General features: G+C 67.8%; 23 protein-coding genes. 13 read left to right on the forward strand and 10 right to left on the reverse strand.

The genetic code is table 11. From position 1 onward, the window contains the following. Positions 1 to 25: 25 nt before the first annotated feature. The gene (locus tag EAO27_RS20665) at positions 26 to 1321 is read right to left on the reverse strand and encodes an MFS transporter (RefSeq protein WP_242775157.1); all 1296 of its coding nucleotides are present in this window, start codon (positions 1319 to 1321) and stop codon (positions 26 to 28) included. Between the two features lie 459 nt (positions 1322 to 1780). Between EAO27_RS20665 and EAO27_RS20670 the strand changes: the two genes are divergently transcribed. After that, positions 1781 to 3343, forward strand: a complete 1563-nt coding sequence (locus tag EAO27_RS20670; RefSeq protein WP_242775160.1) for an alkaline phosphatase D family protein — start codon at positions 1781 to 1783, stop codon at positions 3341 to 3343. A 24-nt stretch (positions 3344 to 3367) separates the two neighbouring features. Continuing rightward, positions 3368 to 4195: a phosphatase PAP2 family protein gene (locus tag EAO27_RS20675; protein ID WP_242775163.1), complete on the forward strand. Its 828-nt coding sequence runs from the start codon at positions 3368 to 3370 to the stop codon at positions 4193 to 4195. Positions 4196 to 4216: 21 nt separating this feature from the next. Here the strand turns inward: EAO27_RS20675 and EAO27_RS20680 are convergent, their stop codons facing one another. The 5 genes from EAO27_RS20680 to EAO27_RS20700 all read right to left on the reverse strand — a co-directional run bounded on the left by EAO27_RS20680 (position 4217) and on the right by EAO27_RS20700 (position 11051). Continuing rightward, positions 4217 to 6430, reverse strand: coding sequence for an alpha/beta fold hydrolase (locus EAO27_RS20680; protein WP_242775166.1), 2214 nt, complete (start codon positions 6428 to 6430; stop codon positions 4217 to 4219). A gap of 197 nt (positions 6431 to 6627) precedes the next feature. Continuing rightward, positions 6628 to 8103 (reverse strand): S41 family peptidase, encoded by a 1476-nt coding sequence (locus EAO27_RS20685; protein ID WP_242775184.1) that lies wholly within the window; start codon positions 8101 to 8103, stop codon positions 6628 to 6630. A gap of 40 nt (positions 8104 to 8143) precedes the next feature. Beyond that, a complete protein-coding gene (locus EAO27_RS20690) occupies positions 8144 to 8845 on the reverse strand; it encodes an RlmE family RNA methyltransferase (protein WP_242775187.1) in 702 nt (233 codons plus the stop codon). Beyond that, positions 8842 to 9936: a Ppx/GppA phosphatase family protein gene (locus tag EAO27_RS20695; protein ID WP_242775190.1), complete on the reverse strand. Its 1095-nt coding sequence runs from the start codon at positions 9934 to 9936 to the stop codon at positions 8842 to 8844. Before EAO27_RS20695 ends, EAO27_RS20690 begins: the two co-directional genes overlap by 4 nt. 713 nt (positions 9937 to 10649) lie before the next feature. Further along, positions 10650 to 11051, reverse strand: a complete 402-nt coding sequence (locus EAO27_RS20700) for a glycine zipper 2TM domain-containing protein (protein WP_242775203.1) — start codon at positions 11049 to 11051, stop codon at positions 10650 to 10652. A gap of 129 nt (positions 11052 to 11180) precedes the next feature. Between EAO27_RS20700 and EAO27_RS20705 the strand changes: the two genes are divergently transcribed. Beyond that, entirely contained in the window at positions 11181 to 12179 is a 999-nt protein-coding gene (locus tag EAO27_RS20705) for an esterase-like activity of phytase family protein (protein ID WP_242775206.1), read from the forward strand. Between the two features lie 36 nt (positions 12180 to 12215). Here EAO27_RS20705 and rpmB read toward each other — a convergent pair whose 3' ends face one another. Further along, positions 12216 to 12509 (reverse strand): 50S ribosomal protein L28, encoded by a 294-nt coding sequence (gene rpmB, locus EAO27_RS20710; RefSeq protein WP_093509717.1) that lies wholly within the window; start codon positions 12507 to 12509, stop codon positions 12216 to 12218. Between the two features lie 130 nt (positions 12510 to 12639). Between rpmB and tadA the strand changes: the two genes are divergently transcribed. Beyond that, complete coding sequence (gene tadA, locus EAO27_RS20715; protein WP_242775209.1) at positions 12640 to 13095, forward strand: tRNA adenosine(34) deaminase TadA; 456 nt, start codon at positions 12640 to 12642, stop codon at positions 13093 to 13095. Here the strand turns inward: tadA and EAO27_RS20720 are convergent. After that, on the reverse strand, positions 13092 to 13796 hold the full coding sequence (locus EAO27_RS20720; protein WP_242775212.1) for an NAD-dependent deacylase: 705 nt from the start codon (positions 13794 to 13796) through the stop codon (positions 13092 to 13094). The two genes, tadA and EAO27_RS20720, sit on opposite strands and share 4 nt — an antisense overlap. Before the next feature lie 128 nt (positions 13797 to 13924). On the opposite strand from EAO27_RS20720, the gene dapB reads away from it, so the two are divergent. The 6 genes from dapB (at position 13925) to EAO27_RS20750 (ending at position 20016) form a co-directional block, all read left to right on the forward strand. After that, positions 13925 to 14650: a 4-hydroxy-tetrahydrodipicolinate reductase gene (gene dapB / locus EAO27_RS20725; protein WP_242775215.1), complete on the forward strand. Its 726-nt coding sequence runs from the start codon at positions 13925 to 13927 to the stop codon at positions 14648 to 14650. Beyond that, positions 14647 to 16152, forward strand: a complete 1506-nt coding sequence (locus tag EAO27_RS20730; protein ID WP_242775231.1) for a hypothetical protein — start codon at positions 14647 to 14649, stop codon at positions 16150 to 16152. The genes dapB and EAO27_RS20730 overlap by 4 nt, the downstream gene beginning before the upstream one ends. A gap of 2 nt (positions 16153 to 16154) precedes the next feature. Beyond that, positions 16155 to 16679 (forward strand): hypothetical protein, encoded by a 525-nt coding sequence (locus tag EAO27_RS20735; RefSeq protein ID WP_242775234.1) that lies wholly within the window; start codon positions 16155 to 16157, stop codon positions 16677 to 16679. Positions 16680 to 16701: 22 nt separating this feature from the next. Further along, positions 16702 to 17868 carry a M48 family metalloprotease gene (locus EAO27_RS20740; RefSeq protein ID WP_242775276.1) on the forward strand — a complete coding sequence of 389 codons (1167 nt, stop codon included), beginning with the start codon at positions 16702 to 16704 and terminating at the stop codon, positions 17866 to 17868. After that, complete coding sequence (gene nth / locus EAO27_RS20745) at positions 17865 to 18524, forward strand: endonuclease III (protein WP_242775279.1); 660 nt, start codon at positions 17865 to 17867, stop codon at positions 18522 to 18524. The genes EAO27_RS20740 and nth overlap by 4 nt, the downstream gene beginning before the upstream one ends. Before the next feature lie 121 nt (positions 18525 to 18645). Then, positions 18646 to 20016 (forward strand): M20/M25/M40 family metallo-hydrolase, encoded by a 1371-nt coding sequence (locus EAO27_RS20750; protein ID WP_242775282.1) that lies wholly within the window; start codon positions 18646 to 18648, stop codon positions 20014 to 20016. Between the two features lie 155 nt (positions 20017 to 20171). Here EAO27_RS20750 and EAO27_RS20755 read toward each other — a convergent pair whose 3' ends face one another. Continuing rightward, the gene (locus tag EAO27_RS20755) at positions 20172 to 20762 is read right to left on the reverse strand and encodes a TetR family transcriptional regulator C-terminal domain-containing protein (RefSeq protein WP_242775285.1); all 591 of its coding nucleotides are present in this window, start codon (positions 20760 to 20762) and stop codon (positions 20172 to 20174) included. A 33-nt stretch (positions 20763 to 20795) separates the two neighbouring features. Here EAO27_RS20755 and EAO27_RS20760 point away from each other — a divergent pair, with 33 nt between their 5' ends. The 3 genes from EAO27_RS20760 (at position 20796) to EAO27_RS20770 (ending at position 24898) form a co-directional block, all read left to right on the forward strand. Next, positions 20796 to 21977: an aromatic ring-hydroxylating dioxygenase subunit alpha gene (locus EAO27_RS20760; RefSeq protein WP_242775288.1), complete on the forward strand. Its 1182-nt coding sequence runs from the start codon at positions 20796 to 20798 to the stop codon at positions 21975 to 21977. A 99-nt stretch (positions 21978 to 22076) separates the two neighbouring features. After that, entirely contained in the window at positions 22077 to 23297 is a 1221-nt protein-coding gene (locus EAO27_RS20765) for an FAD-dependent oxidoreductase (protein ID WP_242775290.1), read from the forward strand. Then, positions 23294 to 24898, forward strand: coding sequence for an NAD(P)/FAD-dependent oxidoreductase (locus EAO27_RS20770; RefSeq protein ID WP_242775293.1), 1605 nt, complete (start codon positions 23294 to 23296; stop codon positions 24896 to 24898). The genes EAO27_RS20765 and EAO27_RS20770 overlap by 4 nt, the downstream gene beginning before the upstream one ends. On the opposite strand, the gene EAO27_RS20775 is transcribed toward EAO27_RS20770, so the two are convergent. Continuing rightward, the gene (locus EAO27_RS20775; protein ID WP_242775308.1) at positions 24860 to 26773 is read right to left on the reverse strand and encodes an ATP-binding protein; all 1914 of its coding nucleotides are present in this window, start codon (positions 26771 to 26773) and stop codon (positions 24860 to 24862) included. The two genes, EAO27_RS20770 and EAO27_RS20775, sit on opposite strands and share 39 nt — an antisense overlap. Positions 26774 to 26877 lie beyond the last annotated feature (104 nt).

Raw genomic sequence — 26877 nt, forward strand, 5'->3', positions numbered from 1 at the left:
TTCACCGGCGCGCCCGAATCGGGCGTTAGTCCGCAGTCGCCGCTGCGCGTTTCGGCCGTCCGCGTCCGATCACCGCGATCATGATGATCGCCGAAACGGGGTGCAGCAGCGCCAGTCCGGCGAAGAGCGCCACATAGTCGAACTGTGCGAGGATCGGTCCGGCGAGCAGGTTGAGGAGCAGCGACGTGCTCGCGCCGACTGCGCCCAATATGCCGACCGCCGATGCGTTGACCTTCACCGGGAACAGGCCCGCGAGGAGCACGTTGAAACCGACGAACCACGCCTGACAGACCGCGACGACGATCGTGATGATCAGCAGCGCCATCGCGGCGCTGGACGCCGAGGTGATGAAGCCGCCCAGCGGCATGAGCGCGGCGGTGATCGCGAACAACCAAAGCTGGACACGGATCGGATCGTGGCCGCGCGCGGCATAGCGATCGACGGTGCGGCCCAGCGCGACGCAGGCGATCATCGCGACGATATAGGGAATGCCGCCGACGAGGCCGAGTTCGGACAGCGACAGGCCGACGCGTTCCTGCAGATAGCCGGGGATCCAGAACAGGTAGAAATACCAGACCGGGTCGCTGATCATGCGCGCCGCGATGATCGCCCAATATTTCCGGTCGCGGAGCAGGTCGGCGACCGACGCCGAATCCTCTTCGGCCTCGACTTCGGCGTCAGCTTCGGTGCCGGCCGCGTCGGACCCGGTGCGCGAGGCGTGCCCGGTGTCGGTGAACCACCACAGGATGCCGACCGCGACGCCGATCACGCCCGGGATGATGAAAGCCGCGCGCCAGCCGATGCCGGTCGCCAGCAACGCGACCAGCGGCGGCGCGAGGATGGCGCCGAGATTGCCGGCGGGCAGGACGATGCTGATCGCCAGGCTGCGGCGTTCGACGGGGACCCAGTTGAGGATGGCGCGCTGGATGATCGGAAAGACGCCGGGCTCGGTCGCGCCGAGCAGCGCGCGCGACGCCGCAAGCTGCGAAAAGCTGTGCGACAGGCCGGAGGCGATGTTCGCGACCGACCAGCCGATCGCAAAAACGGCCATGCAGATGCGGGTGCCGAAGCGTTCGATGAGCCGCCCGCTGGCGATGTACATCACAATATAGGGAAGCATGAAGGCGAAGGTCAGCAGCGAATAGGCCGTGTCGTCGAACGCCAGCTCGGTCTTGACGATCGGCTTGAGAATGGAAAGCGTCTGCCGGTCGAAATAGTTGAGGACGACGAGGCTCATCAGCAGCCCGAGGACGAGCACCACCTTCAGTGGCAGTTTCTTCCTGGGGGCGGTGTCGGGGCTGGTGGTTGCGGCGTCGGTCATCTGGCGGTTCCCATCAATTGTGTCGGCGTCGCCCCGGGTGGGCGGGCGGGGAGCTTGGCGATGCAGCGGCGCGGCGCGAGGATCGTCGCCCTGTCGTCGATCGCTGCACCGGTTTCCTCATTCCTCCACCATCATTATCGTTATCTTAAATCTGGAAATCTCGATCGTCAATTGCCCGGTATGCAAGCCGAATATCCACATAAATTCATTAGATATCATACGAATGTAAGAGATTTGACTCGCAGCCCATCGCATGGCAGGATACATTATCGATACCGAATTTTGAACTGTCGGATCGGGCGGGTGGGGAATTGGGTGATCGTTTCGGCGGCAATCCTCTCCCGGGCTGCGCGGCGCGCCGTGCCAGCATGGCATTCTGCCTTAAAGCGGGGTTATCATGTCGCCCATGTTTCATTCCATCCGGCGGCGCTTCCCCGCCGACGCATCGTGTCCGACGCCATGACGGCGCGCCTGTTCAATCGCCGCACCCTGCTCGTCGCGGGCGGGCAAGCTGCCTTGCTCGCCGGACTCGCCGGCGCACCGGTGCTCGCTGCCCCGAAATTCCTGGAGGACCCTTTCTCGCTGGGGGTCGCATCGGGGGATCCAACCCCCGACGGTTTCGTGATCTGGACCCGTCTCGCGCCCCGGCCGCTCGAACCGCACGGCGGCATGCCCGCCGAACTGGTCGAGCTCGCGTGGGAAGTGGCCGAAGACGACGGCTTTCGGCGAATCGTCCGCGCCGGTACCGCCTTCGCGCGGCCCGAACTGGCGCATGCGGTCCATGTCGAGGTCTTCGGTCTGGGCAGCCATCGGCGATACTGGTACCGCTTCGTCGTCGACGGGATCCGCAGCGATACCGGCACCGTCCGTACCGCGCCGGCGGCGGGCGCCGCGGTGGACCGGCTGCGCATCGCGGTTGCCGGCTGCCAGCAATATGAACGCGGCCTCTTCACCGCGTGGCGCCACATCGGGCAGGAAGCCGACCTCGATTTCGTCTATCACTATGGCGACTATATCTATGAGGGGAAAGCCGCGGGGAGCGCCGCGGCGGGACAGGTTCCCATCGTCCGCCGCCACACGGGTGACGAAATCTACAGCCTCGACGACTATCGCCAGCGCTACGCGCTCTACAAGGTCGACCCCGATCTCAGGGCCGCACACGCCGCCGCCGCCTTCCTGCCGTCGTTCGACGATCATGAGGTCGAAAACGACTGGGCGGGCGATCTGGACTCGAGCCGCACCCCGCCCGAGATTTTCCGGCTTCGCCGCGCCGCGGCGATGCAGGCCTGGTACGAGCATATGCCCGTCCGGCCGAGCCAGTTCCCGCAATATGGCCTGCCGCGCGCTTACCGCCGCCTCGACTTCGGCCGGCTGTTGCGCGTCAACCTCCTCGACAAGCGAAGCTATCGCAGCATCCGCCTGTGCGAACGGCCCGGCGACGGCAATTGCGTCGACCGGCGCGACCACCCCGATACGATGCTCGGCGAAGCGCAGGAGCGCTGGCTCGGCGAGGGACTCGACGGCGGCGCGACCTGGAACATGCTCGGGCTCGGCGGCCTTGTCATGCCGTTCGACCGGTCGGCGCAGAAGGTCCCGTCGAACGGCTTCGACAATTGGACCGGCTATCCCGACGCGCGCGAACGGCTTTTGGCGATGATCCGCGATCGCAAGCTCGACAACGTCGTGATCACCGGCGGCGACAGTCACATGTTCTTCATCGGCCATCTGCCGTCGCGGCGCGACGACCTTGAAAGCGCGCCGGCGGCGACCGAACTCCACGCGACCTCGATCAGTTCGACGAGCAGCAACGGCATGCCGATCGGACCCGATCCGCGGGCGGCGACCAATCCGCACATGGCGACGATCCACGACCAGCGGGGCTATCTGCTGTGCGATATCGACGCGAAGGGCTGGTCGGCCAGCCTGCGCGTCGTCGATCAGGTGCTCACCCCGGGCGGTGCGATCAGCACGCTTGCGCGCTACGGCATCCGGCCCGACCGGCCGGGTGTGTCGAGGCTTTGAACGGGATCATCGGGAAGGGATCGAATGATGCGTCGCAAACTTGCCTGTGCGGTCGTCGCGGCCCTTTTGCTTGCCGGGGCGGCGGACTACGCCGCGGCTCCGGCTTATGGCGGCTATCTCACGCCGGGAGAATTCGACGTGACGTCGGTGCTCGAGCCGGCACCGCGTCCGGGCGATCCGCGGTATGATACCGACCGGAAGATTTTCCGCGCGACGCGGCGCCTTGCGGGATCGGCCCGCTGGGATTTGGCGACGAATGATGCCGACACAGGCGTGCCGGCGTTGCTGCGCGACTTCAGCTGTGCGGTGGGCGTCGACCTGACCCCGGAAAACGCGCCGAAGCTCGTCGCCGTGGTGCGCCGCGCCGGGCTCGATACCGCCGACCAGACCCGGACCGCCAAGGAGACCTATCGGCGCGGGCGTCCCTTCACGATCGACAAGGGGAGGATCTGCCAGCCGCAGGCCGAACTCTACGACAAGAAGGCGGGGCGGATGAGCTACGACTATCCGTCGGGGCATACCACGTGGGGTTGGACCTGGGCGCTCGTCCTGTCGTCGGTCGCGCCCGACCGGGCGCAGCAGATCCTCGAACGCGGCCGCGCCTATGGCGACAGCCGCTTCGTCTGCGGCGCGCACAATGAAAGCGCGGTCGAAGCGGGCATGCTCTCGGCCTCTTCGACGATGGTGCTGGTCGCCACCAAGGCCGATTATCAGCGCGATCTGGCCGCGGCCCGCGACGAACTGGCCGCGCTTCGTGCCAGCGCGCCGCCGGCGGACAATTGCGCGGTCGAAACCGCGCTGCTGAAACAGCGCGTCATGCCGCGGCTCGACCCCGCGCCGCGGCGACGCTGAGGTCCGGCGCCGGTCCTTTCGTCAGCCGGCGCTCGACCAGGTGGCCAGCGCGACCTCGCGTTCGGCTTCGTCGTCGTTCCGCAGCGTCAGGGTCCAGGTCGCTTCGGTGACCGGCCGATCGACGAAGATCGACCGGAATATCTGCCCGGCTTCGGGCGTGCCGGTCCGGTTGCTGGCGGCGACCGCGCCTGCGGCATCGAGCAGCGTTGCCGATACGCGCTCCGCGGCGACGAAGGTCAGGCCGAGGTTGCGGGCGCCGCGGACGGGTAGGGGCACATGCATCGTCGCCCCCGGTGCCAGCGTCACGATCGTCGAGAAATCGGGTGTCGCGCGATCGCCGGCCGTCGGCGCGGCATCGGCGGGCTCGTCGAAACCGAGCAGCATGACGCGGCCCGACGGTCCGGCGCCCGCTTTCTGCTTTGCCGGCCCGACTGCGATCCGCGGCTTCACGAAGGACGAGAAAATCGCGGGTGTGGCCATGTCGATGTGGATGACGTCCTCCTGCGCATGATCCTCGATCGTCCAGGTCGCGGAAGGCACTGTGACCACGCCGTCGTTGCGGTCGAACATGTAGCAGACGGCGGGGAGCGGGTTGCCGGCGAGGACCGAGAATTCCACCCCCTTGCGGTTGACATGTTCCGCGTTGAACCGTGCCACCACGCTTGGACGCAGTTCGCGCATCGCGTTCATCGTCCGGTCGGTGGCCTCCAGCGGGGCGCTGATCAGGTCGGCGCAGCGGCTGCCCATATTGGGGGTGCCGAGCATGACGAGATGCGCGACCTGCGGCTTGCCGTCGGGATAGGTCGGCATCGTGGCGTGGATGTAGCGGCGGCTGATCAGCCCGCCCATCGAATGCGCGACGAGGTCGACGTGCCAGGCGTTGCGGTCCTTCTGGGCGTAGTTGATGTAGCTGCGCAGCTCGCTGGCGTTCTCGGCGATCGTGTTGGTCGGGCCGAGGTTGCCGACGAACTCGCCCGTGCTCATCTTGCCATGCTCGGCGACCTGGCCCACCGGAAAGGCCTTCCAGTCGTAGCTGTGTGCGGTGGTCAGGATATTCTGCCAGCTTTCCCACGCTTGCCAGGTCGACCACAGGCCGTGCACGAGCACGACCGGCTTGGGTGCGACCTTCAGATTCTTGGTCGTTTCGTCGACCGTCTTGCCGGCATCTAGGACCTCGGCCTTGATCCGCTGCGTCACGCGCGGGCGCCCGTCATCGTACCAGGCATAGCCCGCGCTGTCCCATTCGAAGCTCACCTTGCGCTCCTCGCCCGCGGGCACGGTGATGGTGCGTTCCTCGAGCAGTCCGTCGGGACGCGCGCCGTCCCATTTGTCACCCTTGTAGGTGTCGCGGAACTTGACCGTCGCCGATTTCTCTTCGGGGCCGTCGTTGGCGACGACCGCGGTGATCTGGACCAGATTGCCGTCGATCGTTCCCGTCTGCTCGACGATTTCGCCCCATTCGCCCCAGTTGGGAAAGCGCATATGCTCGAACTTGAGGTTGGCCAGCCGCAGGTCGCCGCCGCAGCGGCGCAGGTTCCAGCGCAGGGTTTCGGTCACGCCAAAGGCGGAGACCGAATGGCTGCCGGTCAGCCGGTCGGGCGCCCCGGGCTGGATCCGATCCTCGCCGCCGCTCGAAAAGCGCACCGCGTCGATCGTCGTCGGCATGTCGGCGATGCTGTCGCTCACCCCCGCCTTGGCGGTGCACTGGCCGCTGAAACTCGACGAATTCGATCCCGAAACCTTGCCCTCGACCTCGGGCAAGCGGACACCGACGGTGTAGGTGCCGTCCGAATCGAGGCTGACGTCGACCTCGGCTTCCAGCCCGCTGCCGTTCGCGCTGGTCTTGCTCTGGCTGACGAAGCTGCCCGACATCGACCGCGGCGTGCGTTCGTGCGGGCAGATATAGCGATCCTCGGCGGTCCTGGTCTCGGTCGACACCGAGGTCAGGCTGATGTTCGCGCGGCCCGTGCTGAGCTCCGAATCGGGTACGGCCCGCACCGCGACCTGCGCCGCATAGTCATAGGTCATCGACCAGTTGGTCGTTTCGGTGCCCTTGCCCGACACGCGCTGTTCGGTCTTGGCGTCGCTGTGCGACTGGTTGCGCGTATATTGCACCGACCCCGTCCAGCCGCGCGCGCATTGCGAGGCGGCCGCCATCTTGGCGGCAACCGGCGCCGCGGCGCCCGACAGCATCAGCCCGGCGGCGATCGAGTGCAGGCTGCGTAGCAAGGTCATCGGGGTCTCCTGATCGATGGGGAGCCGATGCGTCGCGGATGCGCCGGCGGCTCGGGGCGCGAGCGGACGTAGGGCGCGCCGCGCCGCCGGGCATTGCCGGTGCTGCCAAGCCGGGGAACCGTGCGACGGAAACCGCGCGCGGGCGACGGGACCGGTCCGCGGTGCGACGAACCCCGCCGTCGCGATCGATCAGGCGATCAGAAGAGTCCCGGCAGCTCGCGCTGCGCCGCGCTGGGGCGTTCGGGGCGCAGCATGTCCTGCACCACGCGCGCCTCGCCGGGCGCGCGCCCGGTCGATGCGACGCGCGAGTCGATGCCGGCGATCGGCGCGCCGCAGCTGCGCCCGGCGAGGAAATCGAGCGCGGCGCGCAGCGAAGGTTCGTTCGGGTCGCCGAGCTGGAGCGCCAGATTGTCGCCCGCGGCGCAGCTGTTGGGAATCTTGGACGCCAGCCCGCCGTAATAGTCGCTCTGCCCCGACGCATTGCCCGTGGCAAAGGCGATCACGCGCATGCGGTCGTCGCATTCGGACTTGTCCACCGCGATCTGGCCCACCGGCTTGCCATAGGTGTTGCCGCCGACCAGCGTCATGTTGGTGCCGAGGTAGGGTAGCATGCCGTTGATCACCAGCTCGCTCGCCGAGGCGGTCGAATCGGTGCCGATGAAGGCGATGCGCGTCGGAGCGATCGATTCGGGCTGGCTGGTGAAGAAATGCCGCTCGTTCTCGATCGATTTCGACGGGCGGAAATCGGTGCGCGAGAAAAGCTCGCTCGCGTTGCGGTTGCGGCCGAGCAGGTCGCCCATCAGCTCGGCGGTGCTGACCAGCCCGCCGCCATTGTAGCGGAAGTCGATGACGATGTCGGTCACGCCCTGGTTGCGGAAATTGAGGAAGGCGGCGCGCAACTGCGGGTTCGCCGAACTGATGAAGGTACGAAGGTTCAGATAGCCGTAGCTCTTGCCGCCCTCGCTGATGATCTTCGCGCCATAGCGGTCCGAAACCGGGTCAAGCGCATAATCGGCCTTGGCGACGGTGACCTCGCGCTGGTTGCCGCCGCTGGCGTCGAGAATGCGCAGTACGCGCGTGACCCCGGGATCGTTCGGCCCGAGCGCGGCGATGATGCCGTCGGTGCCCTCGCTCGCGACGATGCTCGACACGGTGCGCAGATTCGCGGCCGACGTTCCGATCGCGATGATCTGCGTCCCGCGGTCGATCCCGGCGTTCAGCGCGGGGGCATTTTCATAGGCTTCGGCGATCACGACGCGCTGGGTTCCGGCATTATACGCCAGCCGGACCCCGAAGCCGGCGCTCGACCCGCTCTGGAAAAAGGCATTCTCCTCCGCGATCGAGGTGATGTAGGTGAAGAAACGATCCTTCTTCAGCAGCCGCGCCGGTGCGACGAGCGCGTCGATATAGGATTGCACGCTGCTGTGGACCGCGGGGTTGACGTTGGTCGCGACGTCGTTCGGGAACAGATACCATTCGTCGATCACCGCCTTGGCAAAGGCCTGGCGCGCCGACAGGCCGCAACCCGCCGTCGGGGTCGGGGTGGGCGAGGGAGTCGGGGTGACGGTGACCGGCGGGGCGCTGCCTCCGCCACCTCCACCGCCGCCGCACGATGCCAGCGTGAAGGCGGCCAGCGCGATCGCGGCGACCGATTGGCTGAATTTGGACCCCATGACGCTGTTCCCCCGGTTCGTCTGTCCTGACGTTAGTCGTTCATTCGTCCGCGTCCGCGGCGCGGCCCTTGAACCCCTGTGCGATCACGTAAAGTTCGGGCGAGCCCTTGCGGCTCGCCGGCGGCTTGGCGTGCTTCACGCTCGTGAAATTCTGCTTGAGCAGGGTTAGCAGTTCGCGGTCGGCGCCGCCCGCGAACACCTTGGCGACAAAGGTGCCGCCGGGCAGCAGGTTCTGCACCGCGAAATCGGCGGCGGTCTCGGCGAGCCCGATCGTGCGCAAATGGTCGGTCTGCGGATGGCCGACGGTGTTCGCCGCCATGTCCGAAATGACGAGGTCGGGGGCGCTGCCCAGCGCCTCGATCAGCGCGTCGGGGGCGGCATCGTCCATAAAGTCCATCTCGAGGATCTCGACCCCCTCGAGCGGTTCGCACGGCAACAGATCGATCCCCGCGACACGTGCCCGCGGGTTCGCCTTGCGCACCACCTGCGACCAGCCGCCGGGGGTGATTCCCAGGTCGACCACCGCGCGCGCCTTTTTGAGCAGACCGAATTTCTCGTCGAGTTCGATCAGCTTGTACGCGGCGCGCGACCGGTACCCCTCGGCCTGCGCGCGCCGGACATAGGGGTCGTTGAGTTGCCGCTGCAGCCAGCGCGTCGATGACGTGCTGCGCCGTTTCGCGGTCTTGACGCGGACGTGCAGGCCGCCGCGTCCGCCGCCGCCCTTGCTCTTGCCTTGACTCATTTACGGAACTCGCGCCGGGTTACGGGGATATCGCGGCCCTGCATCGCCAGCGTGCGCAATATGCCTTCGCGGATGCCGCGGTCGGCGACGCCGACGCGCGCGGCGGGCCACAGGTCGATGATGCTTTCGAGGATCGCGCAGCCCGCGACGACGAGGTCGGCCCGTTCGCGCCCGATGCAGCCGATTTCGGCGCGGTCGGCGATGCTCGCCTCGGCGAGGCGGCGGCTGATGTCGCGCATCGCGCCCGTGGGCACGACCAGCCCGTCGACCGCGCGGCGATCGTAACGCGGCAGGTCGAGGAAGACGCTGGCGAGCGTGGTCACCGTCCCGCTGGTGCCGAGCAGGCGCAGCGGCTGGCCCGAAAAGCGGGTCGCACGCGCCGCAAAGGCGGCAAAGGCCTCGCGCGTCACGGCGCGCATATGGGCATAGCTCGCCTGGCGGTCGGCGGCGCTCTCGCCGGCGCCCGCGGCATGTTCGGTCAGCGACACCACGCCCCACGGCACGCTCACCCAGTCGCGGATCGCCACGTCGTGCCCGTCGCCTTCGACGTGCATGAGTTCGGTCGACCCGCCGCCGATGTCGAAAATCAGCGCCGGGCCGTCGCCGGGCTCCATCAGGTTGTGACAGCCGAGCACCGCGAGGCGGGCTTCTTCGGCGGGCGAGATGATGTCGAGCACGATGCCCGTTTCGCGGCGCACCCGGTCGGCGAGTTCGGCGCCGTTGCTCGCGCGGCGGCACGCCTCGGTCGCGACCGCGCGCGACAGGCTGACGTGGCGCCGGCGCAGCTTGTCGCCGCAGATCGCCAGCGCGGCAACCGCACGGTCCATCGCCGCGTCGCTGATCCGTCCGCTGCCGTGCAAACCCTCACCCAGCCGCACGATGCGCGAAAAGGCGTCGATGACGACCAGCTCGCCATCCTGCGGCCGCGCGATCAGCAACCGGCAATTGTTGGTGCCAAGGTCGATTGCGGCATAGCTTTTCTGCCGCACGAAGGGGGCGGGACGCGCACCCGTCACCGCCGGTTTCCGATTCTTCGCCGCTGCCACCCCGGGCCGCGGCGGTGGTCCGGAGGACGCTGCCATTTGCCGCATGGCTATTGTACCTGTTTCTCACGCGCCCGAAGAGCGGACGTGCACTTGGGCCAAGACTAGGCGCGCGGGCGGACGATGGCAACCCCGGGGGGACGGGCGCGCGCGGCGGCCGACCCAATGGCGGGTTTGGGGTGGGAAGCGGACGTTCCCGCCTGACTTCGTCATCCCGGACTTGATCCGGGATCCATAGCAGCGTCGAAGTCATGGACCCCGGATCAAGTTCGGGGCGACGATGAAAGACAAGCCCGTAGCCGGTCGAAGCGACCCAGCTCCTCCCTGTCGCGCAGCGATGGGGAGGTGGCAGCGGCGTCAGCCGCTGACGGAGGGGCCGACGCCGTCAGGCGTCGCGCGACCTTTCGGCCCCTCCACCACTCGCTGCGCGAGCGGTCCCCTCCCCATGGCTTCGCCACAGGGAGGATATCTGTCCGCAACCGGTCGCTTTCTGCCAATCCTCCCTGTCGCGCAGCGATGGGGAGGTGGCAGCGCGAAGCGCTGACGGAGGGGCCGACGCCGTCAGGCGTCGTGGATGGCCGCAGCCCCTCCACCACCCTTCGGGTGGTCCCCCTCCCCATGCCTGCGGCACAGGGAGGATCTTTTGGCCGCTACCGGTCGAAAACCATCACGCTGCCACCCCAAAAGAAAACCCCGCCCGGTACGAAACCGGACGGGGCGAGCAAGGGGGAGAGGGAAGTTATTGGGGGTCGGGTCCGGCCTTAGCGGCAGCCGTCATTCCCCTTGTCGATCGCGCGGCCCGCGATGGCGCCGACCGCGCCGCCGATGATCGTGCCGACGGTCTTGTCGCCGCGGCCTGCGATCTCGTGGCCTGCGAGGCCGCCGGCGATCGCGCCGATCACCGTGCCGCCGGTGCCGTTGTCGCAGCGATAGCGGTTGTTGTAGCGGCGATTGTCGTAGCGGCGGTCGCGGCGATAATCGCGGCGGTCGTAGTTGCGATAGTCGCGGCGGTCATAGCGGCGGTCGTCGCGGCCGTAGCGCGCGTCGTAGCTCGAATAGCCGTCGCGGTAGTAATAGCCGTTCTGCGCGGCGGCGGGAGTCGCCAGGCCCAGCGTCGCGGTGGACATCAGGGCGGCGATCGAAAGGGTCACCATCTTCTTCATCGTCATTCTCCTTCGTCGTCGTCTCGGCCCCTTTGGGCTGGTCGATGAAGGGGTTATGGGTGATTCGCCTTGAGCCGATGCTGAACGCCGCTGTTGGCTGGCGTTCAGCTTTGCCCTATCGCCGCGGCCATGCGCCGCCCGCTCCTCGCTGTCCTGATTTTCCTTGCGCTCGGCCCGGTGCCCGGGACGCGGCATCGCTTTCCCGTCGACGATTTCCGCCAGACGGCGGCGGCGCGCCCGCTCGTCTTTCCGCCCGCGACGGCGGGCAGTCTGCGTTTCGTGCGCGGCTGGCGGCTGACCAGCCCGCACAGCCTGTTCGGCGGCTTCTCGGGGCTCGCGCATCTCGGCGAGGGGCGCTTCCTCCTCGTCGGCGACAATGGCTATGCGACGCGGCTGACGCTGGCAGAAGGCGGCACGGTCTCGGAGGTCGCGATCCGCCGTCTGCCGCTGCCGCCGCGCAATCCGGGCAGCAAGGCCTTCACCGACGTCGAGGCGGTGTCGGTCGATGCCGCGAGCGGCAAGGTCTGGGTCGCGCTCGAGGGAATCGACCAGATCTGGCGGTTGAATCCCGAACTGACGCGAATCGAATCGCGCAACCGCTCGCCGCAACTCGAACCCTGGCCGACGAATCGCGGTGCCGAGGCGATGGCGCGGCTCGCGGACGGACGCACGATCGTTTTTTCGGAGGAGGCCGACGACGATGCGCGCGGGACCGAGGCGCTTGTCTTCGCTGGCGATCCCGCGACGCCCGGCAAGCGGGCGCTGCGCTTCTTCTACGATGCGCAAGGCAAGGGGCTGGTCAGCGACGCCGCGCCGCTCCCCGACGGGCGCATCCTCCTCGTTCACCGCAAGCTGGGGATTGCGCCGCTGTTCACGACGATTCTCGCGATCGTCGATCCCGCCGACATTCGCGAGGACGGCGTCGTCCGCTCGGTCGCGATCGGCCGGGTCCCCGAACCGCTGCGCGAAAATTACGAGGGCGCGGCGGTTTCGGTCGCGGGCGGCCGCACCTTCCTCTGGCTCGTCGCCGACGACAATTTCAACAACTGGCAGCGCAGCCTGCTGCTGCAATTCGAACTCGTCGACCTGCCGCCGCGCCGCGCGGACAGCAAAAAGGCCGCGCGGTAAACCGGCGGCCTGATTGGCTCGCGATTCGAAGGGGGGTCAGGCGGCCTTTTCGGCCAGCTTCTTCGCCACTTCCTTCTTCACCTTGCGCGCGCCAGCCGACAGCTGGTCGTCGCCGGCCTTGAGCAGCCAGTTGTCGAGGCCGCCATTATGCTCGACGGTGCGCAGGCCGTGCGTCGAAACGCGCAGCTTGACGCCCTTGCCGAGCGCGTCCGACAGCAGCGTCACATTCTGCAGGTTGGGCAGGAAGGTGCGCTTGGTCTTGTTGTTGGCGTGGCTGACGTTGTGGCCAACCTGGCGGCCCTTGCCGGTCAGTTCGCAAATGCGCGACATGGTCTTCTTCCTCGAATCAATGGGCGGCGTCCGGGTTGGCGCGAAAAGGCACCGAAAGAACCGGGTGGGCCGGGAAAGGCGCGCGCTTATCGGCTTGCCGGAGATTCGTCAAGCGATTAGCGGGAAAGCCATGGCCCAGTTTCCGCTTCCCGACCCGATGCGCCGCGCGCTCGATCTCGCCCGGATCGCGGCGGAATGGGGCGAAGTGCCGGTCGGCGCGGTCGTCGTCAAGGACGGGCAGGTGATCGCCGAGGGGCACAACCGTCCGCGCGAATCGCACGATCCGACCGCGCACGCCGAAATCGTCGCGATTCGCCTTGCGGCGGCAAAGCTCGGCAACGAGCGACTCGACGGCTGCGACCTCTATGTGACGCTCGAACCCTGCGCGATGTGCGCAGGGGCGATCGCGCATGCGCGGATGGCGCGCCTCTATTACGGCGCCGACGATCCCAAGGGCGGTGCGGTCGTCCACGGTCCGCGCGTCTTTTCGCAGCCGACGGTGCATCATCGCCCCGAAATCTACGACGGCATCGGCGCGAACGAAGCCGCGGCGCTGCTGCGGGACTTTTTCGCGGCGCGGCGCTAGCGGCCCAGCATCGCGTCGACCCACGCCGGCACCAGCGCCGTTGCGGGCCCGTGGCGCGCTTCGTCGAACCAGTGCGATCCCTGGCTCGGTTCCATGTTGAGCTCGAGCGTTTTCGCCCCCGCGGCGCGCGCCTCGCGCACGAAGCCCGCGGCGGGATAGACCGCGCCCGACGTGCCGATCGACACGAACAGGTCGGCGCGGTTGATCGCGCGATAGATGTCCTCCATCCGGTACGGCATCTCGCCGAACCAGACGACGTCGGGGCGCAGATATCCCGGCAAGCCGCATGCGGGGCAGGGCGGCCGCTCGATCAGCGTCCCCGTCCAGTGGCTGCGGTTGTCGCACGCGGTGCACCAGGCGTTCAGATGCTCGCCGTGCATGTGGAGCAGCCGGCTCGCCCCCGCGCGTTCGTGCAGGTCGTCGACATTCTGCGTGACGATCAGGAACTCGCCCTTCCACGCCGCATCGAGCCGCGCCAGCGCGTCGTGCGCCGCGTTCGGGACCTTGGTCTGGATCGCCGCGCGCCGCGCGTCGTAGAAGCGGTGGACGAGGTCGGGGTCGCGGATATAGGCCTCGGGGGTCGCGACATCCTCGACGCGGTGCTGTTCCCACAATCCGCCGCCGTCGCGAAACGTGTCGATCCCGCTTTCGGCCGACACGCCGGCGCCGGTCAGGATCACGATGTTCTGAATGTCGGTCATGGCGCCCTCTTATCCGCTCGGGTCGCGCGAAGTCGAGACATCCGTCGACGGGGTGCCGCCCGTCTCGGCATCTCGACTTCGCGCGATGCGAGCGGCTAAGGGGGGATCCGAAATATGGGGGACGGAATATGACCAGCATCGGTATCGTCGGTAGCCAGGGCCGCATGGGTGTCGCGCTCGCCGCGGCGGCGGCGGAGGCGGGGCATGGTCATCTCGGCATCGACAAGGGCGGCGATGTCGCAAAGCTTGCGGGCGACGCCGCGGTGCTCGTCGACTTTTCCTCGCCCGCCGCGCTCGAGGCGACGCTGGGCGCCTGCATCGCGGCGAAGACGCCGATCGTCATCGGCACCACCGGGCTCGAGGAACGCCATCACTGGCTGATCGACGATGCCGCGCGCGATATCGCGGTGCTCCAGACCGGCAATACGTCGCTCGGGGTTACCCTGCTTGCGCATCTGGTGCGCGAGGCGGCGGCGCGGCTCGACGCCGACTGGGACATCGAGGTCGTCGAAATGCACCACCGCAACAAGGTCGACGCGCCCAGCGGCACCGCGCTGCTGCTCGGGCAGGCGGCGGCCGAGGGGCGCGGCATCGACCTCGCCACCTGTTCCGAACGCGGCCGCGATGGCGTCACCGGCGCACGCGGCCACGGTCATATCGGCTTCGCGAGCCTGCGCGGCGGCACCGTCGCGGGCGACCATGACGTCATTTTCGCGGGACCCGAGGAGATGATCACCCTCTCGCATCGCGCCGAGAACCGCATGATCTTCGCGCGCGGCGCGGTTCGCGCGGCGCTGTGGCTGATCCACCAGAAGCCGGGGCGCTACACGATGCCGCAGGTGCTCGGTTTGTGACCAGCGGCAAGGTCGTCGCGCACGGCCGCCGATACAGCGATATCCGCACCGATTATCCCGGCCATATGGTGCTGCTCGACTGCGCCGCGCGCGGCGAACCGTACCTCCTCGGTACGTCGCGGCCCGATCGGGCCGATCGCGAGGTGACGATCGATGCCGCGCTGATCCGCTTCCTGTTGCTGGGCGGCGACGAACATCACCCGGTGCATGAAAAGGGCATCGAGGTGCAGGGCGCTTGGATCGCGGGCAAGCTCGACCTCGACTATGTCGACGTCCCCCGCGTCCTGAAGCTCAAGGATTGCACCTTCGCGGAAGAGGTCGTCGTGCGGCACGCGCATCTCGATTCGCTCGTCCTGTCGGGAAGCCGGCTGCCCACGCTGCTCGCCGACCGGATCGAGCTCGACGGCACGCTGTTCCTGCGCGCGGGCGAGACGCAAACCCCCTTCGTCTGCGACGGGACGCTGCGACTGGTCAACGCCCAGATCGGCGGCGATCTTACGCTCAGGGGAGCGGAGATCGGAACGCCCGGGAAGGCGGCGCCCGGGCACGTCCTCGTCGCCGACGGCATGAAGGTCACGGGCTCGCTGTTTCTCGAGGGCGCGCTGGTGCACGGCACGATCGGGCTGGCCTCGGCCTCGGTCGGCGAACTCGCCGATACCCGCTTCGCTTGGCCTTCGGGAAACGAATTCGACGGCTTCGAATATCACAAGATCAACGGCCCGACCGATTCGAAAATGCGCATCGCCTGGCTCAAGACCCAGTCGCACATCCGGACGCGGGAAGAGGCGGCGCGGGCGCTCAGGAACGGCAGGAAACCCGATTTCTACCCGCAGCCGTGGGAGCAACTCGTCAAGACGCTGCGCGCTACGGGGCACATGACCGAGGCGGCCGAAGTGGCGATTGCGAAACAGGACATGCGCCGTGCCGCTTGCTCGGTCGGCATGCGCGAGCCGCAGGCGTTCCCCGACCATTGGGCGCCCGCTTTCCGGCAGACGCTCGATCGCGGCTGGAACCCGCTCGCCAATCTCGTCGCGCGCGGCTGGCACTATGTCTACGGAAAGCTCTCGGGCTATGGCCACAAGCCGCAGCGCATCGTCTATCTGACGCTCCTGCTCGTGGCCTTCTCGTCGCTCGCTTATTATGAGGGGCGCGATCACGGGCTGATCGGCCCGACCAGCCCGCTTGTCCATATGAGCGGCACGACCGCGGATTGCGGGGCACCGGGTGATCCCGGCGCGCGGTATCACTGGACCGATTCACGCTGTCCGGTGCCCCCCGAATATTCGACCTTCCAACCCTTCTTCTTCGCGCTCGACGTGACCCTGCCCTTCGTCGACCTGCATCAGGAGGCCGACTGGGGGCCGCTGGTGGCGAACGCGGCGGGCGAAACCTTGTGGGGCGGGCGCGCGCTGCGCTGGCTGATGTGGTTCAACATCATGTTCGGCTGGATCGCCAGCCTGATGTTCGTTGCCATCGTCTCGCGCCTCGTCGAAAAGGACTGACGATGGACAAGGTCACGGCATCCGCCTGCACATGGCGCGACGAGGGCGGCGGCGAAGCCGCGGCGGCGCGCATCCTGCCCTTTCTCGAAGAAATCGGCATCGCGGTCGACTGGATCGGCGCGGAAAAGGAGCAGTTGCTCGGCGGCCTCGCGATCGTGAACGGGCGCCTCCTGATCGACCCCGAAACCCCGGTATGGCCCGGCGACCTGCTCCACGAGGCCGGGCATATCGCGGTCGTCGACGCCGCCGACCGGCCCGCGCTCGGCCCGATCGACGCCGACCCGGTCGACGAGATGGCGGCGATCGCCTGGTCCTATGCCGCCTCCTTCCCGTGCGGGGTGACTCCGCGCCAATTGTTCCACGACGGCGGCTATCGCGGCGACAGCGCGGCGCTGATCGCCAGCTTTGCGACCGGCCATTTCATCGGTGCGCCGATGCTCGGTCTCTATGGCATGACCGCCGACCTGCGCACCGCGCTCGCCGAAGGATTGCCCGCCTTTCCCGCGCTCAGCCGCTGGCTGCGTTGACCGCCGCACGAGGACACCGACCATGGCTTTCGATCCCGCCGCCGCCACCGCCGCCTATATCGACGCGCTCGGCCCCGCCGCACTCGCAAAGGCCGCCGCCTATACGCGCGGCGGCGAATGGCTGGGTTTGTGGGATGTCGTCGTCGCAGCGCTCGTCGCCGTCCTGTTCGTGCGGCTGCGCATCCTCGACTGTCTCGATGCGCGGCTCGCGGGGCGCGGGTTCGTGCTGCGCACCCTGCTCGTCTGCGCCGCCTTCCTGCTGCTGTCGGCGATCGTCGCGCTGCCGTGGAACCTCTATCAGGACTGGTGGCGCGAAAGCGCCTATGGCCGTACCAGCCAGCCGCTCGGCGACTGGCTGGCGCAGGGCGCGATCGGCATGGTCTTCGCGGCCTTGTTCGGGGCGCTTTTCTTCCTCGGCATCTATGCGCTTATCCGCCGCGCCGGACGGCGCTGGTGGATCTGGTCGGGCGGTCTCGCGGCCTTCGCCATCTCGCTGCTCCTGCTCCTCGCCCCGGTGGTGGTCGAACCGCTGTTCAACGACTATCGGCCCGTTCCCGCCGGGCCGGTGCGCGATGCGCTGGTCGTGCAGGCGCAGCAGGCGGGGATCGAGCCCGGCCGCATCTTCCTCTACGACGGCTCGCGCCAGTCGAACAATTTCACCGCCAATGTGTCGGGGCTCGGTCATTCGGCGCGCATCGCGATTTCGGACGTCGCGCTCAAGGGCGCCTCGCTCGACGAGGTGCGAGCGGTCACCGGGCACGAGATCGGCCATTATGTCCTCGGCCATATCTGGATAATGATCGCGGTCTTCTCGCTGCTCGCGATCCTGCTCTTCTTCCTCGCCGACCGGCTGTACGCGCGCGTCGCCCGCACCTTCGGCAGCGCTGCCGCGATCGGCGATCCGCGCGGCCTGCCGGTGCTGATGTTTATGCTGACGCTTTTCGCCTTTCTTGCGCAGCCGGTGCGCAATGGCCTTTCGCGTTACGATGAAAGCGCGGCCGATGCCTATTCGCTGCGCACCGTGAACCTGCCCGACGCGCTCGCCAGCGCGCTGGTCAAGACCGCCGAATATCGCAACCCGCGCCCGAATGCGGCCGAAGAGTTCATCTTCTACTCGCACCCCTCGGTCGAACGCCGCGTCCGCGCCGCAATGGAATGGAAGGCGGCGCATCCGCCCGAATCGCAATGAAAAAAGCCGACATTTTCGAATTCTACCGTCGCCTCGCCGAACTGAACCCCAGTCCCGAGACCGAGCTGCAATTCGGCAACACCTATCAGCTGCTCGTCGCGGTGGTGCTCTCGGCGCAGGCGACCGACGTCGGGGTGAACAAGGCGACGCGGCGCCTGTTTCAGGAGGTGGCGACGCCGCAGGCGATGCTCGACCTCGGCGAGGATGGCCTCAAACAGCATATCAAGACGATCGGGCTGTTCAACGCCAAGGCGAAGAATGTCATCGCGCTCAGCGAAATCCTCGTCCGCGATTTCGGGGGTGAGGTCCCCGCTGACCGCGACACGCTCGTCGAGCTTCCGGGTGTCGGGCGCAAGACCGCCAATGTCGTGATGAACTGTGCCTTTGGCGCGGAGACCTTTGCGGTCGACACGCACATTTTTCGCGTCGGCAACCGCACCGGCCTCGCGCCGGGCAAGACGGTGCTCGCGGTCGAGAAGAAACTCGAAAAGGAAACGCCGCAGCCCTTCCGCGTCGGGGCGCATCACTGGCTGATCCTCCACGGCCGCTACATCTGCAAGGCGCGCACCCCTGAATGCTGGCGCTGCCCGGTCGCCGACCTGTGCCGGTTCAAGCCGAAGACGGCCGCGCCGAAAACGAAGAAGGCGGTGGCTTGAATTTCCGTTTGGCCTGAGCTTGTCGAAGGGCCGTTCTTCCTCCAGCATGCGTATCAAGGACCGGGCTTCGACGGGCTCGGCCCGAACGAATGAATCAGGATAATCAAAAGGGGTCGACGATATGCGTCTTGTTTCCGCTTTCCTTGCTTCCGCAGCCCTGCTCGCGGCTGTTCCCGCCTACGCCAAGCCCGCCGATACCGGCGCGGCGAAGAAGATCCTGATCGACAGCATCGCGATCCCGACCGTCGAGGGCCGCGGGAAGGTGCCCGAACTCGCCGCTTACTATGCGGGCGTGCTCAAGGCCGCAGGCTACACCGACGCCGATATCGAGATCACCCCGATCGGCGAAACCGCGACCTTCGCCGCTACGCTGCAGGGGACGGGGAAGGGCAAGCCGATCGTGCTGCTCGGGCATATGGACGTCGTCGAGGCCGACGCGAAAGACTGGACGCGCGATCCCTTCGTCCCCGTCGAGGAGCAGGGCTATATCTTCGGCCGCGGGTCGGAGGACAACAAGTTCGACGTCGCGATGATGGTCGCGACGATGGCGCAGCTCAAGCGCGACGGCTTCAAGCCGAAGCGCACGATCATCCTCGCGCTCTCGGGCGACGAGGAAACCTCGATGACCACGACGCGCGCGCTCGCGGCCAAATATAAGGGCGCCGAATTCGCGCTCAACGGCGACGGCGGCGGCGGGACGATCGGCGAGGACGGCAAGCCCAAATATTACGGGCTGCAGGCGGGCGAGAAGACCTATGCCGACTTCATGCTCGAAGTCACCAACCCCGGCGGCCACAGTTCGCGCCCCTCGGACACCAACGCCATCGTCCAGCTCGCGAACGCGCTCGCGAAGGTCGGCGCCTACCGCTTCACCCCGCAGCAGAACGAGCTGACCAAGGTCGGCATGCCGATCGTTGCTGATCAGGTCGGCGGTGACATCGGTGCAGCCCTCAGGGCCTTTGCCGCCAATCCGGCGGATGCGGCCGCGATCGCGAAGATCCGTGCCGAGCCCGAATATGTCGGCCAGATCGGCACCACCTGCGTGCCGACGCTGGTCAAGGGCGGCCACGCCGAAAATGCGCTTCCGCAAAGGGCGACCGCGAACATCAACTGCCGCATCTTCCCCGGCGTGGCGGTCGAGGCGGTGCGCGCCGAACTCGAACGCGTGATCGCCGACCCCGCGATCAAGGTGCACACCGATCCCGACGCGAGTGCCAGCGACGCCTCGCCGCTGCGCCCCGACGTCGTCGCCGCGGTGACGAAGGCGGTGCATGCCCGCGCGCCGGGCCTGCCGATCATCCCGTCGATGAGCGCGGGCGCCACCGATAGCTATCATTTCCGTATCCAGGGGGTGCCGAGCTACGGCGTTGCGGGTCTTTTCTCGAAGGCCAGCGACAGCTACGCGCACGGCCTCAACGAACGCGTGCCGGTCGATGCGATCGCCCCCGCGCTCGCGCATTGGGACAGTCTGCTCAGAGATTTGTCGAAATAAACGGCTGACCAATCGAACCCCGTTTGTGCTGAGCTTGTCGAAGCACCGTTCTTTCTTTCGACGTTGCAAGAGAAGGACGGCCCCCTTCGACTGCCTGCCAAGGCAGGCGCTCAGGACAGGCTTCCACAGGCTCAGGGCGAACGGGGTGTGGTGGCCTAAACCAACGCCGCCACCGCGCGCTCGACCATCGCCACTGCCGCCTCGGCGCCGAAGCTGTCCGCGTCGAGCGACAGTTCGAGCCACAGCCCGTCGACCATCGCGGTCAGCATGATCGCCAGCCGCCCGGCGTCGGTCGCGCCGCACGCGACGAGCAGGTCGCCCAGCCGTTCGCGATAGCCCGCGTAGCTGTCCGCGTGGATCGCGGCCATCCGCGCATCGCTCCGCGCCAGCGCCCAGAAGGCGGTCCATGCGCCGAGCAATTCGGGATCGGTCACCGGCGCGCGGAAGCTGGCGGTGAGGTACGCGGTCAGCCGCGCCCGCGGATCGGGGCCCGCGCCCTCGACCGCGCCCGCGAAAATCGCGTCCATCCGGTCGCTCGTCGCCTGATAGGTGGCGGCGATCAGATCGTCGATTCCCGCGAAATAATGGCGCAGCAGCCCGGGTGACACCCCCGCTTTTGCACAGATGGCGCGAACATTGGTGCCCGCGAGACCCTGTTCGGCAAGGCACGCCGCCACTGCTTCGATCAGGTCCGCCCTCCGGGCATCGGCGCTTTCGCGCGTAAAGGCTTGGCGAGCGGGTGTCATGTTGTTATACGTATGTACAACAAGGATGGGCCCATGGCAACGCTGCGCGACACTTTCGACAACATCGACCCCGCTCCCGAAGATTCCCTGGACGGCTGGTCGCTCCCCGCGTGGACCTACAGCGACCCCGATTTCCACGCGGTCGAAATGGACCGCATCTTCCGCCCCAGCTGGCAGGTCGTCTGCCACGACAGCGATATCCCGAACCCCGGCGACTGGCACAGCATCGACTATTGCGGCGAAAGCGTGATCGTCGTGCGCGGCGCCGACCGCATCGTGCGCGCCTTCACCAACGTCTGCCGCCACCGCGGGTCGCGCCTCGTCGACGGGGCGACGGGCTGCGCGAAGAAGCTCGTGTGTCCCTATCACGCCTGGACCTACGACCTCGACGGCCGGCTGACCGGCGTGCCCGACAGCGCGAGCTATCCGACACTCGACAGGAACAGGGCAGGGCTCGTCCCGGTCGGCCTCGAACAATGGCGCGGCTTCTGGTTCGTGCGGATCGAGGATGACGGCGGTCCGTCGGTCGCATCGATGATGGCGCCCTATGAGGCGCAGGTCGCGCCCTATCGCTTCGAGGAACTCGGTGCATTGGGCCGCGTCACGCTGCGCCCGCGCGAGGTCAACTGGAAGAATGTCGGCGACAATTATTCGGACGGCCTCCACATCCCCGTCGCGCACCCCGGCCTGACGCGTCTGTTCGGCAAAAGCTATGGCGTCGAGGCCGAGGACAATGTCGACCGCATGTGGGGCGACCTGATCGATCGCCCGTCAGCCAACTGGTCCGAGCGCATGTACCAGCGGCTGCTGCCGCCGGTGCCGCACCTGCCCGAGGCCAACCAGCGCCACTGGCTCTATTTCAAGCTATGGCCGAATGTCGCGTTCGACATCTATCCCGACCAGGTCGACTTCATGCAGTGGCTGCCGACCGGCCCGACGACGTGCCTGATCCGCGAAATCAGCTACGTCCTGCCCGATGAGCGCCGCGAGATGAAGGCCGCGCGCTACCTCAACTGGCGCATCAACCGGCAGGTCAATGCCGAGGACACCGAACTGATCACTCGCGTTCAGGCCGGCATGCAGTCGAAGAGCTTCTCGATGGGCCCGCTCAGCGACAAGGAAGTCTGCCTCAAGCATTTCTGTTCGCGCATGCGCGATATCATCCCCGAGGCGCGGCTGGAGAAGGCGCCCGGGGCAGGGTGGAGCCGCGCATGATCGCCTTTTCTCCGTTCGCATCGAGCGAAGTCGAGATGCCCATCGTGAGCGCACGACCGCAGGGTGTCTCGACTTCGCTCGACACGAACGGAGGTCGGAATGGCTGATAGTCTCCCCGTGGTGATCGTCGGCGGCGGACCCGCCGGCATGGTCGCGGGATTGCTCTTCGCGCGTGCCGGGGTGCGCGTGACGGTGCTCGAAAAGCACGCCGACTTTCTTCGCGATTTCCGCGGCGACACGGTGCATCCCTCGACGCTCGAGCTGTTCAACGAGATCGGGTTGCTGGGTGAGCTGCTCAAGGAACCGCACGCCGCGATCGACACGATGACGCTCAACCTGCTGGGCGGGCGCTATACGGTGGCGACGATGAAGCATCTGCCCGTCGCGGCGCGCTTTGTCGCGATGATGCCGCAATGGGACCTGCTCGATTTCATCGCCGGGCAGGCGCGGCGCTATCCGACCTTCGATCTGCGCATGTCGACCGAGGCGACCGGGCTGACCCATGACGATGCGGGCCGCGTCAACGGGGTGACGCTCGCGAACGGCGAAACCTTGCCCGCCCGGCTCGTCATCGCCGCAGATGGGCGTCGCTCGGTGCTGCGCGAGGCCGCCGAATTGCCGCTCGAAGATCTCGGCGCGCCGATGGATGTGCTGTGGTTCCGCATTCCGGTTCCCGCGGGCATGGACATGTCCGAAGTCGCGCTTGGCACGATCGACAAGGGCGGCATGGTCGTCGCGATCCCGCGCGGCGATTATTGGCAATGTGCGCGGATCATCGAGAAGGGTGGTTTCGCACCGATCGAGGCTCGCGGCATCGCGGCGTTCCGGGATGAGATCGTCGCGATCGCACCCGGCCTTGCCGCCGGGATCGATGCGATCCGGAGCTTCGACGATGTGAAATTGCTCTCGGTCGCGCTCGACCGGCTGACGCGCTGGTCGCGTCCCGGGCTGCTCGCGATCGGCGACGCCGCGCACGCCATGTCGCCCGTCGGCGGCGTCGGGATCAACCTCGCGGTGCAGGACGCCGTCGCGGCCGCGAATATCCTCGCAGCGCCGCTCACCGTCGGCGCCGACGCCGATCCGCTGCTGACGAAGGTGCAGGAACGCCGCTGGAAACCGACCACCCGCATGCAGGCAATCCAGCGCTTCGCGCATCAGCGCGTCATCGAACCGATGCTCCGCGGTGAGATCACCCGCGTGCCCCTCGCGGTGCGCCTGCTCGATTCCATTCCGCTGCTGCGCCGCATTCCGGGCCGGATCCTCGGCCTCGGGTTCGGCCGTCAGCATGTCCAGTCCCCGCTTGCGAAAGAGTTTCCATGACCAAAGCCTATGACGCGCTGATTATCGGTGCCGGCCACAACGGCCTCGTCTGCGCCTTCTATCTCGCGAGGGCGGGGCTGAAGGTGCGGATCGTCGAGGCGCGCGACGTCGTCGGCGGCGCCGCGGTGACCGAAGAATTCGCGCCGGGGTTCCGCAATTCGGTCGCGAGCTACACGGTCAGTCTGCTCCAGCCGAAGGTGATCGCCGACATGAAGCTCGCCGATCACGGCTATCGCGTGATCGAACGCCCGATCAGCAATTTCCTGCCGCAGGAAGGTGGCGGCTATCTGAAGCTCGGCGGCGGGCTCGAACGCACGCAGGCCGAGTTCCGCAAGTTCAGCGCGCGCGATGCCGAGGTGCTGCCCCAATATTATGATGCGCTCGAAAATGTCGCCGAACTGCTCCGCGACCTCGCGCTCCGCGTGCCGCCGAACGTCGGCGAGGGTCTTCGCACCTTGCTCGACGGTGCGCGGCAGGGGCGGCGCTTCGCGGGACTGAGCCTCGAACAGCAGCGCGACGTGCTCGACCTCTTCACCAAATCGGCGCGCACGATGCTCGACAGCTGGTTCGAGAGCGAGGCGGTCAAGGCGGCCTTCGGCTTCGACGCCGTCGTCGGCAATTATGCCAGCCCCGATACGCCGGGCAGTGCTTATGTGCTCCTTCACCACGTTTTCGGCGAAGTGAACGGCAAGAAGGGCGCGTGGGGCCACAGCGTCGGCGGCATGGGCAAGATCACCGAGATCATGGCCAAGGTCTGCCGCGACATGGGGGTCGAGACCAGCCTCGAAAGCCCGGTCGACAAGGTGCTCGTCGATGGCGGCAAGGCGGTCGGCGTGAAGCTCGTCGGCGGCGAGGAAATCGCTGCGGTGCGCGTGATCGCCAATGTCGGGCCGAAGCTGCTCTACGAGCGGATGATGGACGCGAGCGACCTGCCTGCCGATTTCCAGCGCCGCATCAAGGGCTTCAAGGCGGGCAGCGGCACGTTCCGGATGAATGTCGCGCTCAGCGAGCTCCCGAAATTCACCTGCCTCCCCGAACCCGGCGAGCATCACCAGTCGGGGATCATCCTCGCGCCGACGCTCGACTATATGGACCGCGCCTTCCTCGACGCAAAACAGCATGGCTGGTCGAAGGCGCCGATCGTCGAGATGCTGATCCCCTCGACCGTCGACGACAGCCTCGCGCCGCCGGGCCAGCATGTCGCGAGCCTCTTTTGCCAGCAGTTCGCGCCCGAGCTTCCCGACGGCCGCGACTGGGACGACGAGGAGGACGCCGCCGCCGACTGCATCATCGACACGGTCGAGCAGCATGCGCCGGGGTTCCGCGCGAGCATCATCGCGCAGACGCGCCTGTCGCCCAAGGGCCTCGAACGCAAGTTCGGGCTCGTCGGCGGCGACATCATGCACGGCAATATGAGCCTCGACCAGCTCTGGGCCGCACGCCCGGTTCTCGGCAACGGCGGTTACCGCGGGCCGGTGAAGGGGCTCTACATGTGCGGGGCGGGGACGCACCCCGGCGGCGGCGTGACCGGGGCGCCGGGGCACAATGCGGCCGAGGTAATCCTACGCGACCGGGGTTTCTTCGCGCCCCGGTGGCGCTAGCGCCGGTACCGCGCCGAAACCGATCGCCTGCGGCATCGCGGGACGCGCCGCCCGCTCGCGCCGCAGCCGGTCGAGCAGCGCCGCATCGTCGAGCGTGCCGAGGAAACGCGCCTGACGCGCGACGACGGCAAAGTCGCCGAGGGTCAGCCCATCGAGCCCGTCGAGCGTCCCCGGGGCTTCGCGCCCGAAGAAATGCGCGAACGCCCGTCGCGCGCGCATCTCGTCGAGCCACCGCATCTCGACCTTGAAGACGAAGCGCCGCGCCGACGCCGGGTCGAGCTTCGCCGCATGGTTGGTCGCCGCGGCGAAGGGCAGCGGATGATCCTCCATCCACGTCAGAAGCTCGTTGACCTGGCTCACCTCCCAGCCGCGCGTCGCGCTCCCGCGGTCGGCGAGGAGCGAGTCGACCTCGTCGAAGAAGAGCAGCGCCCCCTGCCGCTTTGCGTCGGCAAAGGCGGCGGCGATCGCCTTTTCGGTCTCGCCCACCCATTTCGACATCAGGTCCGATGCGCGCTTGACGTGCAGAGGCCGTCCGAGCCGGCGTGCGAGCGCCTGCACCGCTTCGGTCTTGCCCGTTCCCGGCGGCCCGGTGAGCAGCAGCGAGAAGTCGGCGGGCGCGGCCGCCTCTGCGAGCCTCGCGAACAGCGCGGGGAGGTCGGTGTCGGCGGCGAGCAAGCTCTCGTCAAACGCCCGCGGGGCGCGCGCCTCGACCGCCTCGCCGCGCATCGCGCCGAGGATCGAACCCGCAAAGCGGTTCGCGGATTCGGGATCGCCGGCAAGCGCGGCCGCGCGCGCCGCGACGCGGAACAGCGACGCGGTTTCGGGGGCGCGCGCCGCGAGCGCCTGCAGCGCCGGGTCGACCGCGACCTGCTCCTCGGCGCTGACGCGCGCGAGCATCGCCGGGCTGTGACCCTGGCCGGGGAAATCCATGCGGATCGACAGGCTGAAGCGGCGGAGGATCGCGGGGTCGAGGTCGGCGATGCAGTTCGAGGTCCAGATCACGGGGACGACATTGTCCTCGATCAGCCGGTTGACGAACAGCTTCGACCCCGCGCGCTTGCGCACGCGGCCGTCCTGCTCGATGCGCGTGTCGCCGAGCATATCCTCCATCTCGTCGAACAGCAGCAGCGCGCGCCCGCGCTTTTCAAGCGTGCGTAGCGCGAGCCGCAGCGCGGCGAGACGGTCGAAGCGGCTCGGCTCGTCGCCGTCGCTGTCGGCTTCGCCCACCGCGTGCAGCGGTTCGCCGAGCGTCGCGGCAAGCGTACGCGCCAGCTCGGTCTTTCCCGTACCGGGCGGGCCGTGGATCAGGATGTTGATCCCGCGCGCGCCGTTCGCGAGCGCACCGCCGAGCAGCGCCAGCGCCAGTTCGGCATCGTGCTGTTGCGCCGGGAAGGCGGCGAGCGCGTGGCGTGCCGTCTGGCGCCGACCGAGCAGGCCGTCGATCAGGCTTTCATGCTGCCCCGGCCGCGCGTCGAGCAGCCGCTCGAACGACCAGCAGAGCCCGAATTCGACCTTGCCTTCCTTGGTCGTCCAGCGCCCGACGAGATCGAGCCGCACCACCTCGGCGCCGCGGATCGCGTGCGGCGCGAAGCCGGTGAGCGCGCTCACCAGCGCCTCCATGTCGAGCGCCTCGCTCTCGACGAGTTTGGCGAGGCTGCGCGTCAACGGGCCGCGCTCCATCGCCGTCGCGAGCAGCAACAGCGCACGCTCGTCGGCGGCGAGGTCGAGCGCGTCGGCCAGCCGGTTCGCCTGAAGCAGGCTCTCGTCCGCGCGCACATCGGGTGCCGGGGCGGGAGCCCCGAGCAGCGCGGCACGCGCGATGGTCTTGTCGTTGAACCCGAGCGCGGCGGCGCGCGCGCGGGCCCAGCCGAGCAAGGCCCGGCCAGTCTTTGTCTTGCCCGGATGATCCGTGGCGACGGCGCGCGCGAGTGCGCGCCCAATGGCTGTCGTGCAACATAAATACCTGCCTGCGGCCGGCG

This window comes from Sphingopyxis sp. YF1 (assembly GCF_022701295.1).
In the GTDB taxonomy this organism is placed as follows: Bacteria; Pseudomonadota; Alphaproteobacteria; order Sphingomonadales; family Sphingomonadaceae; genus Sphingopyxis.

Coding starts and splice junctions, on each gene's coding strand:
- EAO27_RS20665 (WP_242775157.1), bottom strand. CDS start 1,321: ATGACCGACGCCGCAACCACCAGCCCCGACACCGCCCCCAGGAAGAAA.
- EAO27_RS20670 (WP_242775160.1), top strand. CDS start 1,781: ATGACGGCGCGCCTGTTCAATCGCCGCACCCTGCTCGTCGCGGGCGGG.
- EAO27_RS20675 (WP_242775163.1), top strand. CDS start 3,368: ATGATGCGTCGCAAACTTGCCTGTGCGGTCGTCGCGGCCCTTTTGCTT.
- EAO27_RS20680 (WP_242775166.1), bottom strand. CDS start 6,430: ATGACCTTGCTACGCAGCCTGCACTCGATCGCCGCCGGGCTGATGCTG.
- EAO27_RS20685 (WP_242775184.1), bottom strand. CDS start 8,103: ATGGGGTCCAAATTCAGCCAATCGGTCGCCGCGATCGCGCTGGCCGCC.
- EAO27_RS20690 (WP_242775187.1), bottom strand. CDS start 8,845: ATGAGTCAAGGCAAGAGCAAGGGCGGCGGCGGACGCGGCGGCCTGCAC.
- EAO27_RS20695 (WP_242775190.1), bottom strand. CDS start 9,936: ATGCGGCAAATGGCAGCGTCCTCCGGACCACCGCCGCGGCCCGGGGTG.
- EAO27_RS20700 (WP_242775203.1), bottom strand. CDS start 11,051: ATGAAGAAGATGGTGACCCTTTCGATCGCCGCCCTGATGTCCACCGCG.
- EAO27_RS20705 (WP_242775206.1), top strand. CDS start 11,181: ATGCGCCGCCCGCTCCTCGCTGTCCTGATTTTCCTTGCGCTCGGCCCG.
- rpmB (WP_093509717.1), bottom strand. CDS start 12,509: ATGTCGCGCATTTGCGAACTGACCGGCAAGGGCCGCCAGGTTGGCCAC.
- tadA (WP_242775209.1), top strand. CDS start 12,640: ATGGCCCAGTTTCCGCTTCCCGACCCGATGCGCCGCGCGCTCGATCTC.
- EAO27_RS20720 (WP_242775212.1), bottom strand. CDS start 13,796: ATGACCGACATTCAGAACATCGTGATCCTGACCGGCGCCGGCGTGTCG.
- dapB (WP_242775215.1), top strand. CDS start 13,925: ATGACCAGCATCGGTATCGTCGGTAGCCAGGGCCGCATGGGTGTCGCG.
- EAO27_RS20735 (WP_242775234.1), top strand. CDS start 16,155: ATGGACAAGGTCACGGCATCCGCCTGCACATGGCGCGACGAGGGCGGC.
- EAO27_RS20740 (WP_242775276.1), top strand. CDS start 16,702: ATGGCTTTCGATCCCGCCGCCGCCACCGCCGCCTATATCGACGCGCTC.
- nth (WP_242775279.1), top strand. CDS start 17,865: ATGAAAAAAGCCGACATTTTCGAATTCTACCGTCGCCTCGCCGAACTG.
- EAO27_RS20750 (WP_242775282.1), top strand. CDS start 18,646: ATGCGTCTTGTTTCCGCTTTCCTTGCTTCCGCAGCCCTGCTCGCGGCT.
- EAO27_RS20755 (WP_242775285.1), bottom strand. CDS start 20,762: ATGACACCCGCTCGCCAAGCCTTTACGCGCGAAAGCGCCGATGCCCGG.
- EAO27_RS20760 (WP_242775288.1), top strand. CDS start 20,796: ATGGCAACGCTGCGCGACACTTTCGACAACATCGACCCCGCTCCCGAA.
- EAO27_RS20765 (WP_242775290.1), top strand. CDS start 22,077: ATGGCTGATAGTCTCCCCGTGGTGATCGTCGGCGGCGGACCCGCCGGC.
- EAO27_RS20770 (WP_242775293.1), top strand. CDS start 23,294: ATGACCAAAGCCTATGACGCGCTGATTATCGGTGCCGGCCACAACGGC.